General features: G+C 70.7%; 9 protein-coding genes. 2 read left to right on the top strand and 7 right to left on the bottom strand.

The window, feature by feature from the left end; all coding sequences use genetic code 11:
• Nucleotides 1–9: 9 nt before the first annotated feature.
• Nucleotides 10–720 (bottom strand): MBL fold metallo-hydrolase, encoded by a 711-nt coding sequence (locus AB0I68_RS21515; protein ID WP_363178925.1) that lies wholly within the window; start codon nt 718–720, stop codon nt 10–12.
• 163 nt (nt 721–883) lie between these two features.
• On the opposite strand from AB0I68_RS21515, the gene AB0I68_RS21520 reads away from it, so the two are divergent.
• Nucleotides 884–1,666, top strand: coding sequence for a peptidylprolyl isomerase (locus AB0I68_RS21520; RefSeq protein ID WP_363178926.1), 783 nt, complete (start codon nt 884–886; stop codon nt 1,664–1,666).
• A 190-nt stretch (nt 1,667–1,856) separates the two neighbouring features.
• A complete protein-coding gene (locus AB0I68_RS21525; RefSeq protein ID WP_363178927.1) occupies nt 1,857–3,086 on the top strand; it encodes a DUF349 domain-containing protein in 1,230 nt (409 codons plus the stop codon).
• 120 nt (nt 3,087–3,206) lie between these two features.
• Here the strand turns inward: AB0I68_RS21525 and AB0I68_RS21530 are convergent, their stop codons facing one another.
• From AB0I68_RS21530 to ruvB, 6 genes are all read right to left on the bottom strand, one after another.
• Nucleotides 3,207–5,645 carry a bifunctional (p)ppGpp synthetase/guanosine-3',5'-bis(diphosphate) 3'-pyrophosphohydrolase gene (locus tag AB0I68_RS21530; RefSeq protein ID WP_363178929.1) on the bottom strand — a complete coding sequence of 813 codons (2,439 nt, stop codon included), beginning with the start codon at nt 5,643–5,645 and terminating at the stop codon, nt 3,207–3,209.
• A 208-nt stretch (nt 5,646–5,853) separates the two neighbouring features.
• Nucleotides 5,854–6,405 carry an adenine phosphoribosyltransferase gene (locus tag AB0I68_RS21535; RefSeq protein WP_363178930.1) on the bottom strand — a complete coding sequence of 184 codons (552 nt, stop codon included), beginning with the start codon at nt 6,403–6,405 and terminating at the stop codon, nt 5,854–5,856.
• Complete coding sequence (gene secF / locus AB0I68_RS21540) at nt 6,402–7,460, bottom strand: protein translocase subunit SecF (protein ID WP_363178931.1); 1,059 nt, start codon at nt 7,458–7,460, stop codon at nt 6,402–6,404. The genes AB0I68_RS21535 and secF overlap by 4 nt, the downstream gene beginning before the upstream one ends.
• Before the next feature lie 3 nt (nt 7,461–7,463).
• The gene (gene secD, locus AB0I68_RS21545) at nt 7,464–9,245 is read right to left on the bottom strand and encodes a protein translocase subunit SecD (protein WP_363178932.1); all 1,782 of its coding nucleotides are present in this window, start codon (nt 9,243–9,245) and stop codon (nt 7,464–7,466) included.
• Nucleotides 9,246–9,398: 153 nt separating this feature from the next.
• Entirely contained in the window at nt 9,399–9,890 is a 492-nt protein-coding gene (gene yajC, locus AB0I68_RS21550; RefSeq protein ID WP_363178933.1) for a preprotein translocase subunit YajC, read from the bottom strand.
• A gap of 164 nt (nt 9,891–10,054) precedes the next feature.
• On the bottom strand, nt 10,055–11,116 hold the full coding sequence (gene ruvB, locus AB0I68_RS21555) for a Holliday junction branch migration DNA helicase RuvB (protein ID WP_363178935.1): 1,062 nt from the start codon (nt 11,114–11,116) through the stop codon (nt 10,055–10,057).
• Nucleotides 11,117–11,276: the final 160 nt, after the last annotated feature.

The following is an 11,276-nucleotide window of genomic DNA, read 5'->3' on the forward strand; positions in this document are numbered from 1 at the left end:
AAACTCTCGTCACATTCCTCGTCGTGGAGCGGCGGTGCCGTCTCCGAGCCCGGCGGCGACCTCCCGCAGGTACGGGTTCGTCGCGCGCTCGCGGCCGATGGTGGTCTGGGGACCGTGGCCGGACAGCACCACGGTCGAGTCGTCGAGCGGCAGGCACACGCGGGCCAGCGACTCGAGCATCTCGGCGTGGGAGCCGCCGGGCAGGTCGGTGCGTCCGATGGAGCCGGCGAAGAGCAGGTCGCCCGAGAAGAAGACCGGCGGGATGTCGGCCAGCTCGGGCATCCGGAAGGTCACCGACCCCTTGGTATGCCCGGGCGCGTGGGCCACCGAGAAGTCCATGCCGGCCAGCTTCAGCCCGGTGCCGTCCGTCAGCTCGCGGACGTCGTCCGGCTCGCCCACGGTGATCTCGCCCATGAGCGGCATCCCGATGGAGCGGCCCAGCGCCTTCTCCGGGTCGCTCATCATGTAGCGGTCCTCGGGGTGGATCCAGGCCGGTACGTCGTGCGCTCCGCACACCGGGACCACCGACGCCACGTGGTCGATGTGGCCATGGGTGAGGACGACCGCGACGGGCTTGAGCCGATGTTTCCTCAGCGTCTCCTCGACGCCCTGGGCCGCCTGGTGGCCCGGGTCGATGATGACGCACTCCTCACCGGCGGCGGGGGCGACCACGTAACAGTTGGTCCCCCAGGCCCCTGCGGGGAACCCGGCAATCAGCACGTTCGTCCTCAATCGTCGTCCGGCGGGAGCTCCAGCAGCGGCCGAGATCGGAATGCTGCTGCTCAGAGCCTACCGGCGCCGCTCGTTACACAGCGAACCCATATACGGTACGGCCTAACCGAGCCCGGACAGCGGTGCCAGACACGTACAAGGAGACGACCCGGTGGTCACGAGCGATCAGCGGCGGCGACAGCTCGCCAGGGAGAAGTACGAGCGCCAGCAGAAGCGCCGGGCCGAGGCCCGGCGGAAGGCGCGACAGCGGGCGGCGGTGATCGGAGCGGCGGTGGCCGTGGTGGTCGCGACGCTGGTCGGCCTCGTCGTGGGCGGCGTCTTCGACAAGGACAAGAAGGACCAGGCGGCGGATCCGGCGGCGAACCCGTCGGCCTCGCCCTCGCCGAAGCAGTCGCCCTCGCCGGCGATGGCGATCGACAAGAACGCGAAGTACACGTTCGACCTGAAGACCAGCGCGGGCGAGATCAAGTTCGAGATGGACGCGGCGAAGACGCCGGAGACCGTCAACTCGTTCAAGTCGCTCGCGGACAAGGGCTTCTTCGACAACACCAAGTGCCACCGCCTGACCACGTCCGGGATCTTCGTGCTCCAGTGCGGCGACCCGCAGGGCACCGGCATGGGCGGCCCCGGCTACACCATCGCGGACGAGAACCTCGACTCGCTGGGCAAGCCGAACGAGCAGGGCCAGGTGATCTACCCGGCGGGCACGGTGGCGATGGCCAATACCGGCCAGCCGCACAGCGGCGGCAGCCAGTTCTTCCTGGTCTACAAGGACAGCCCGCTGGCTCCGTCGTACACGCCGTTCGGCAAGATCGACGCGGCGGGCCTGAAGGTGCTCGAGGCGGTCGCCAAGGCCGGTACGGCCGACGGCGGCCAGGACGGGGCCCCGAAGACCCCGGTGACCGTCGAGAAGGGCGCCGTCACCCGGAACTGACGGGCTCCGGCGGTCCCGGTACCGGCCGGCGTCCGGCCCGTACGGCGATATTCCGTCGTGCGGGATGCGGACAGCCGGCCCGGCGGTCGCCTATGTTGGCGTTGTGCAGGGCGGGCGCTGCCCGCCCCAGGAAACTGTGGACGATGCCCAGGGGGTGAACCCCTCGCAGGCATCAGGTGGAGGAGGCGCTGTGAGCAGCGACCCGTGGGGCCGCGTCGACGAGACGGGCACCGTGTACGTGCGTACTGCCGAGGGCGAGAAGGTCGTCGGCTCGTGGCAGGCGGGCACCCCCGAGGAGGCCCTGGCCTACTTCGAGCGCAAGTACGAGGGCCTGGTGGTCGAGATCGGCCTCCTCGAACGGCGGGTGCGGACCACCGATCTGTCCGCCAAGGACGCGCAGACGGCCATCGACCACCTGCGCGTGCAGGTGGAGGAGCACCACGCCGTGGGCGACCTCGACGCCCTGCGCGTCCGGCTGGACAAGCTGGTCGCGACCGTGGACTCGCGGCGCGAGGAGCGCAAGGTCCAGAAGGCCAAGCAGACGGACGAGGCCCGGGCGGCCAAGGACGCGCTGGTGGCCGAGGCCGAGCAGCTGGCGCAGAGCGACCAGTGGCGCAGTGCGGGCGAGCGGCTGCGTGCCCTGGTGGACATCTGGAAGGGTCTGCCGCGGCTGGACCGCAAGTCGGACGACGAGCTGTGGCACCGCTTCTCGCACGCCCGCTCGGCCTTCTCCAAGCGCCGCAAGGCGCACTTCGCCTCGCTCGACGCGCAGCGCGAGGACGCCCGCAAGGTCAAGGAGAGGCTGGTCGCGGAGGCCGAGTCGCTGTCGAAGTCGACCGACTGGGGTCCGACGGCCGCCCGCTACCGCGAGCTGATGGCGGACTGGAAGGCGGCGGGCCGGGCGCAGCGCGAGTCCGAGGACGACCTGTGGAACCGCTTCCGCGGTGCGCAGGACGTGTTCTTCGCGGCGCGCGGCGAGGTGTTCGCGGAGCGCGACGCCGAGCAGGTGGAGAACCTGAAGCTGAAGGAGGAGCTGGCCGACGAGGCCGAGAAGCTCGTCCCGATCACGGACCTGAAGGCGGCCCGGGCCGCGTTCCGCTCCCTCAACGAGCGCTGGGAGGGCGTCGGCCACGTGCCGCGGGACGCCCGTCCGAAGGTCGAGGGCCGGATGCACGCGGTGGAGCGGGCGATCCAGGAGGCCGAGGAGGGCGAGTGGCGTCGTACGAACCCGGAGGCGCGGGCCCGTGCGGCCGGTCTGACGGGTCAGCTCCAGGCGGCGGTGGACAAGCTGCGTGAGCAGATCGACGCGGCCCGTGCCGCGGGCAACAACGCCAAGGCCGACAAGCTCGCCCGCGAGCTGGAGGGCCGCCAGGCCCTGCTGGACCAGGCGCTGAAGGGCCTGGAGGAGTTCGGCGGCTAGTTCCGGACTCCACGGCTGTCCCGCGAGGCGCAGCCTGCGTACGTACGAGGGCCCCGGTACGACAGCGCCAATTCCCTTTGGCCGTACCGGGGCCCTCGTGCGTGCTCTCGGAGCGATCGGCTACGGCCTGCGGGCCGAGGTGACGCGGTAGACGTCGTAGACGCCCTCGACGCCCCGTACGGCCTTCAGGACGTGTCCCAGGTGCTTGGGGTCGCCCATCTCGAAGGTGAACCGGGAGGTGGCCACTCGGTCGCGGGAGGTCTGGACGGCCGCGGAGAGGATGTTCACGTGCTGGTCCGACAGGACCCGGGTGACGTCCGACAGCAGCCGGGACCGGTCCAGCGCCTCGACCTGGATGGCGACCAGGAAGACCGAGGACTGGGTGGGCGCCCATTCGACCTCCAGCATCCGCTCGGGCTCCTGGGAGAGGGAGTCCACGTTGACGCAGTCGGCGCGGTGAACCGATACGCCGCTGCCGCGCGTGACGAAGCCGACGATCGGGTCTCCCGGGACCGGGGTGCAGCAGCGGGCCAGCTTGACCCACACGTCGTCGACGCCCTTGACGACCACGCCCGGGTCGGCGTTCTTGCGGCGCGTGCCCCGGGTCCGGGAGGGCGGGACGCTCTCTTCGATGTCCTCGTTGGCGGCTTCCTCGCCGCCGAGGGCCTGCACGAGCTTCTGTACGACGCCCTGCGCGGCCACGTGGCCCTCGCCGATCGCCGCGTACAGGGAGGAGATGTCGGGGTAGCGCATCTCGTGCGCGAGGGTGACGAGCGAGTCGCCGGTGAGGATGCGCTGGATCGGCAGGTTCTGCTTGCGCATGGCCCGCGCGATGGCGTCCTTGCCGTGCTCGATGGCCTCGTCGCGGCGCTCCTTGGAGAACCAGCCGCGGATCTTGTTGCGGGCCCGCGGGGACTTGACGAAGCCGAGCCAGTCGCGGGACGGGCCCGCGCCCTCGGCCTTGGAGGTGAAGACCTCGACCAGGTCGCCGTTGTCGAGGGTCGACTCGAGCGGGACGAGGCGGCCGTTGACGCGTGCGCCTATGGTCCGGTGGCCGACCTCGGTGTGGACGGCGTACGCGAAGTCCACGGGGGTGGCGCCGGCGGGCAGCGCGATGACGTCGCCCTTGGGCGTGAAGACGAAGACCTCGTTGCGGGAGAGGTCGAAGCGCAGGGAGTCGAGGAACTCGCCCGGGTCCTCGGTCTCCTTCTGCCAGTCCAGCAGCTGGCGCAGCCAGGCCATGTCGTTGACGGTGTCCTGGCCGGCGCTGCCCTTGGCGGCCTGCGGGACGTCGGTGCGGACCTTGGAGGTGCCGGCGACGGTCTGCTGCTTGTACTTCCAGTGCGCGGCGATGCCGTACTCGGCGCGGCGGTGCATGTCGAACGTGCGGATCTGGAGCTCGACGGGCTTGCCGCTGGGTCCGATGACCGTCGTGTGGAGCGACTGGTACATGTTGAACTTGGGCATCGCGATGTAGTCCTTGAACCGGCCGGGGACCGGATTCCATCGCGCGTGCACGGTGCCGAGGGCCGCGTAGCAGTCCCGTACGGTGTCGACGAGGACGCGGATGCCGACCAGGTCGTAGATCTCCGCGAAGTCGCGGCCGCGGACGATCATCTTCTGGTAGACGCTGTAGTAGTGCTTGGGCCGTCCGGTGACGGTGGCCTTGATGCGGGCGGCCCGGAGGTCGGTCTGCACCTCGTCGGTGACGACGGTGAGGTACTCGTCGCGCTTGGGTGCCCGCTCGGCGACGAGGCGGACGATCTCGTCGTACATCTTGGGGTAGAGGATCGCGAAGGCGAGGTCCTCGAGCTCCCACTTGATCGTGTTCATGCCCAGCCGGTGCGCCAGCGGGGCGTAGATCTCGAGGGTCTCGCGGGCCTTCTTCTCCTGCTTCTCCCGCTTGAGGTAGCGCATGGTGCGCATGTTGTGGAGGCGGTCGGCGAGCTTGATGACCAGGACGCGCGGATCCTTGGCCATGGCGACGACCATCTTGCGGACGGTCTCGGCCTGGGCGGCCTCGCCGAACTTGACCCGGTCGAGCTTGGTGACGCCGTCGACGAGCAGGGCCACGGCGTCGCCGAAGTCGCGGCGCAGGTCCTCCAGCCCGTACTCGGTGTCCTCGACGGTGTCGTGCAGCAGGCCGGCCATCAGGGTGGCCGGGTCCATGCCGAGCTCGGCGAGGATGGTGGTCACCGCGAGCGGGTGGGTGATGTACGGGTCGCCGCTCTTGCGCTTCTGACCGCGGTGCCAGCGCTCGGCGACCTGGTACGCCTGCTCGATCTGGCGCAGCGTGGCCGTCTCGATCTTCGGGTCGTTGCTGCGGACTATGCGGAGCAGGGGTTCCAGTACCGGGTTGTACGGGTTGGAACGCTGGACGCCGAGGCGGGCGAGCCGGGCGCGCACGCGGTTGGAGGACCCGGCCGACTTCGCGGGCGCCGGCTTCGCGGGCGCGGGCTTCGCGGGCGGGGCCGGCGGGGGCGTGGCGGGGGGCGCCGCGGCCGGCTCGGCCTGCGGGTCGGGCTGCGCGGCGGAGATTGGCTGGACCTCGTCTGGCAAGAGCGCTCCTCTGGGGGTCCCCCCGGGCGGAGTCCGGGGGGAGGATCCGGGGCCCCGGTCAGGTCCGGATAACCAATGGTAGCGATGGTTCCGTCGGCCCGTTCCCCGCGCCCACCACGCGGACAGCGGCCCTTCGTGCCCCGGATGTGCGGAAGCGGGCGGGTACCCGGGGTGTCCCGGGTACCCGCCCGCTGCGCGGTCGGCGTCGTCAGACGACGATCAGCGCGTCCAGCGGGGCCCCCGCAAGGGCGCCGGCCAGCCGCTCGCGGCCCGGCAGGAACGACAGCTCCATCAGGACCGCCACACCGGCGACCTCCGCGCCGGCCCGCCGGATCAGCGACAGCGAGGCCTCGGCGGTACCGCCGGTGGCCAGGACGTCGTCGATGACCAAGACCACGTCGCCGGCCGACAGGTCCTCGGCGTGGACCTCGATCTCCGCGGTGCCGTACTCCAGCTCGTACGACTGCGCGAGCGTGGCGCCCGGCAGCTTCCCGGCCTTGCGTACCGGCACGAAGCCGATGCCCGCCTGGACCGCCACCGGCGCCGCGAGGATGAACCCGCGGGCCTCCAGCCCGACGATCTTCGTCGCCCCGTACTGGCCGGCCAGCCCCACCAGCGCGTCCGTCAGGGCCGCGAAGGCCTTCGGGTCCGCCAGCAGCGGGGTGATGTCCTTGAACATCACCCCCGGCTTCGGGTAGTCGGGGACGTCCTTGATCCGGCTGAGCAGCAGCTCGCGCACCTCGGAGGACAGCAGGCTCACCGGCGCCGTCCCGTGCGGCCCTGGGCCACGACCTGCGGGGCGTCGTCGCCCTCGTAGCCCTCGTCGTCCACGGACTCGCCCTTCGCCGCCGCGGCCGCCCGCTTGGCCAGCACCCGCTTCTTCAGGGCCTTCATCGCCGGCTCGCGCTCCTTGAGGTCCACGACCAGCGGGGTCGCGATGAAGATCGAGGAGTACGCACCGGCCGCGAGGCCGACGAACAGCGACAGCGAGATGTCGTTCAGCACGCCGGCGCCCAGGAAGCCGCCGCCGATGAAGAGCAGGGCCCCGACCGGGAGCAGTGCCACGACCGTGGTGTTGATCGAGCGGACCAGGGTGCCGTTGATGCTGCGGTTGGCGACCTCGCTGAACGTGTAGCGGGTCTGCTTGGTGATGTCCTTCGAGCCCTCCTTCAGACCGTCGAAGACGACGACGGTGTCGTAGAGGGAGTAACCGAGGATCGTCAGCAGACCGATCACGGTGCCCGGCGTGACCTCGAAGCCGACCAGCGCGTACACGCCGACGGTGATGGTGAGGTCGTGGACCAGGGCGATCAGCGCGGCGACCGCCATGCGCCATTCGAAGGCGATGGCGAGGTAGATCACCACGAGGACCATGAAGACGGCGAGGCCGGTCCAGGCCTTGTTCGCGATCTGGTCGCCCCAGCTGGGGCCGACGAGGTCCGCGTTGATGTCGGCCTCGGCGACCTTGAGGTCGGCGGCGAGCTGCTTCTTCACACCCGCCGCGGCATTCGTGTCCAGACCCGAGATCTGGATGCGCAAGCCCCCCGTGCCGAGCGCCTGGACCGTCGCGTCGTGGCCCGAGGCCTTCGCCGCGTCCTCGGTCGCCTTGGCGACGGAGACGGCCGTCTTCGGGGTGGTGAAGACGGCACCGCCCTTGAACTCGATGCCCATGTTGAGGCCCTGAACGGCCAGGGCCACGATCGCCGTGATGGTGATCAGGATGGAAACGCCGTACCAGATGAAACGCTTGCCGACGAAGTCGTAGCCGACCTCACCGCGGTACAGCTTGGCGCCGAGATCTCCCAGCTTCGACATCTCTCACGCCTCCTTTACGTCGACGGGAGCGGTGACGGAACCGGAGCCGGCGCGGCGGGACCGGCGCAGCGGCGGCTTGGCGCCGAGCCGCTTCGGGTCCAGTCCGGACCAGGGGTGACCGCTGGAGAAGAACTTCGTACGGGCCATCAGCGTCATGACCGGCTTGGTGAAGAGGAACACCACGACCACGTCGAGCACGGTGGTCAGACCCAGGGTGAAGGCGAAGCCCTGCACCTTGCCGACGGTGACGATGAACAGCACCGCGGCGGCCAGGAACGACACGAAGTCGGAGACCAGGATCGTGCGACGGGCGCGCGGCCAGGCCCGCTCCACGGCGGGACGCAGGGTGCGGCCCTCGCGGATCTCGTCGCGGATGCGCTCGAAGTACACGATGAACGAGTCCGCCGTGATGCCGATCGCGACGATCGCACCGCAGACGGCGGGCAGGTTCAGCGCGAAGCCGATGCCCTTTCCGAGCAGCGCCATGATCGTGTAGGTGAGGATCGCGGACACCATGAGGCTGACGATGGCGATGAAGGCCAGGCCCCGGTAGTAGGCGAGCAGGTAGATCACCACGAGGGCGAGGCCGATGGCGCCGGCGATGAGGCCGGCCTTCAGCTGCTCGCCGCCGAGCGCGGCGGTGACGGTGGTGACGCTGTCCTCGCTGAAGGAGAGCGGCAGGGCGCCGTACGAGAGCATGTTGCCCAGGTCCTGCGCGGACTGCTGGGTGAAGCCGCCGGAGATCTCGGCGTTGCCGCCGGTCAGCGCCTGGCTCACGGACGGGTCGGAGACGACCTCGCCGTCGAGCACGATCGCGAACTGGTTCTGCGGCATCTGCTTGGTGGCGAGCTCACCGGTGATCTTGGCGAACTTGTCGGCGCCCTTGTCGGTGAACTGCATCGTGACGATCCACTGGCCGCGCCGCGGGTCGATGACGCCCTTGGCGTCCGCGACGTCCGTACCGGCGACACCGGCGGGGCCGAGGATCCACTTGCCCCAGGTGTTGCCGCGCTTGCCACAGGCGAGCGTCGGGTCCTCGGGCTTGGCGCCCTTGCCCGCGGCGGCGCGCTGCGCCTCGTTGGTGCAGTCCAGCGCGGCGAACTTCGCCTGCAGGTCGGCGGCGGCCGCCTCGATGCCCGAGGGGGCCGGGGTCGGGGCCGGAGCCTTGGTGTCGTCTGCCTTCTTCGACTCGCTCGCCGAGGGCGAGGGAGCGGGGGTGGCCGGGGCCTTGAGGGCCTCGCTGAGCACACGGCCCTGGGAAGTGGCGCTGGACGACGGGGTGGCCGGTGCGCTGGGCTTGCCGCTGCCCTCGGCCTTCGGGGCGCCGGAGCTGCTCGCGGAGGGGCTCGGCGTGCCCTCGGGGGCCGCCGGGGCGCCGTCGGCGAAGGCCAGGACCGGGCGGAAGTACAGCTGGGCGGTGGTACCGACCTGCTCGCGAGCCTGCTTCTCGTTCGTCCCCTTGGGGATGTTCACGATGATGTGGTCGCGGCCCTGCGTCTGGACCTCGGCCTCCGAGACGCCGAGACCGTTGACGCGGCGCTCGATGATGCTGACCGCCGTGTTCATGTTGGTCTCGTTGATCGCGTCCGGCTTGCCGGGCTCGCTCTTGGCCTTGAGCGTGATGCTCGTGCCGCCCGCGAGGTCGATGCCGAGCCGGGGGGTCGTCTGCTTCGTGAGGAACATCCCCGCGGTGAGCGCCACCATCGCGATCAGGATGATGGCCAGGGCGCGCCCCGGCCTCCCCTGAGCCCCCGTGGGCCGCCGGCCCTTCTTCGGTGCTGCCACCTTGTCGTATCTCCCTGTCCAACCGCCCCGCGCCGGGTCAGCGCGCGGACGGCCACGAAATGTGTGGTGGGGACCCCTGCCCCCCGCAGAAGTGTCACTGACGGGGACCGCGCCGGCTGCCGGTCAGGCGCCTTCACGGTCCCCGGCCGCGCGCTACTTCGCGCCGGCCTCGCCGTCGTCCTTGCCGTCCTTGGGCTCGTCCTTCGGCTCATCGGCCTCGGCAGCCTTGGACTCGTCGGCCTTCGGCTCGTCCTTCTTGCCCAGGTCGAGCTTCGGGGCCTCGGTCTCGTCCGCGTCCTTGTCCAGGGTCAGCGAGGAGGCGTCGTCCGGGACGGCCGGCGTGTCGATCGTCAGATCATCACTGGCGCCGTGGACGATGCGGTTGTACTCCGCGTCCTCCAGGACGGCGCCGATGGAGTTCTTCGCATAGATCGCGTGGACACCGGGGGCCACCTCGAGGGTGACGGTGTCGTCGCCGATCTCCTTCACCGTGGCGTACATGCCGCCGATGGTGCGGACACCGGTGCCAGGCGCCAGGTGGTCACGCATCTGCGCGGCCGCCTGCTGCTTCTTCTTCGCGGAGCGGGTCATCAGGAACATCGCCCCGATGAGCACGATGAACGGGAGGAGTGTCACGAGATTCACGGGACGGAGATCCTTCGCACGACCGCACGGGAGACGGCCTTTTTCTACGGGGGTGGGCATACCGACCCGAAGGGTCGGCATCGGCGGAGTCTAGGCGAGTCCGCACCGATGGAACAACGCCCAGCATGGCACCGCAGTTCCTGACCGGGCGAACCTCCGCGCCGTCAGGCCCCGAACAGGCCCTGTTGTCCGCTTGATCCACTCCCGCCGTGCTGCGGCGGGACGAGTCCCAGGTGAGCCCATGCGGCGGGGGTCGCGACCCGGCCCCTGGGCGTACGGGCGAGCAGCCCCTCCCGTACCAGGAACGGCTCGGCCACCTCCTCTACGGTCTCCCGTTCCTCGCCGACGGCGACGGCGAGGGTGGAGAGCCCGACGGGACCGCCGCCGAACAGCTTGAGCAGGGCTTCGAGCACGGCCCGGTCCAGCCGGTCGAGCCCGCGCGCGTCCACCTCGTACACCTGGAGGGCGGTGCCGGCCACCTCGCGGGTAATCACTCCGTCGGCCCTGACCTGCGCGTAGTCGCGGACGCGGCGGAGCAGGCGGTTGGCGATGCGCGGGGTGCCGCGGGAACGGCCTGCGATCTCGGCGGCGCCGGCCGTGTCGATCTCCACGTCGAGGAGGCGGGCGGAGCGGTGAATGACGCGTTCCAGCTCCTCGGGGGCGTAGAACTCCATGTGCCCGGTGAAGCCGAACCGGTCGCGCAGCGGCGGCGGCAGCAGGCCGGCGCGGGTCGTCGCCCCGACGAGGGTGAAGGGCGGCAGTTCCAGGGGGATGGCGGTGGCCCCGGGCCCCTTGCCGACGATCACGTCGACCCGGAAGTCCTCCATGGCCATGTACAGCATCTCCTCGGCGGGCCGGGACATGCGGTGGATCTCGTCGAGGAAGAGGACCTCGCCCTCCTGGAGGGAGGACAGGATCGCGGCGAGATCGCCGGCGTGCTGGATGGCGGGGCCGGAGGTGATCCGGATGGGCGCGCCCATCTCCGCGGCGATGATCATGGAGAGGGTGGTCTTGCCGAGGCCGGGCGCGCCGGAGAGCAGGACATGGTCGGCGGTCGCCCCGCGCTGGAGGGCCGCCTTGAGGACGAGGTCCAGCTGCTGGCGGACCTTCTCCTGGCCGACGAACTCGCCGAGGTCCTTGGGGCGCAGGGCCGCCTCGACGGCGGTGTCCTCCCCGTCGGCCGCGGCCGCCACGATCCGGTCGTCGCTCTCGTCATCCCAGTTCACGCTGTCAGTCTGCCTTCTCGGTTCGTACGGTGGTCATCGCGCCGGCGCTCCGCCCCGGACCCCGCACGTTCGAGGCCCGGTCCGGGCAGCGCCCGGGGGCGGTGGGAGGGCGGGCAGGGGGCTAGGGGGTGTCCGGCGGATCAGGGCCCGGGCCCTGATC

It is taken from the genome of Streptomyces sp. NPDC050448 (genome assembly GCF_040655295.1).
In the GTDB taxonomy this organism is placed as follows: Bacteria; Actinomycetota; Actinomycetes; order Streptomycetales; family Streptomycetaceae; genus Streptomyces.

Bases quoted from the DNA above. Each gene is read 5' to 3' on its own strand.
- secF (WP_363178931.1), bottom strand. From the start codon at position 7,460: ATGTCGAAGCTGGGAGATCTCGGCGCCAAGCTGTACCGCGGTGAGGTC.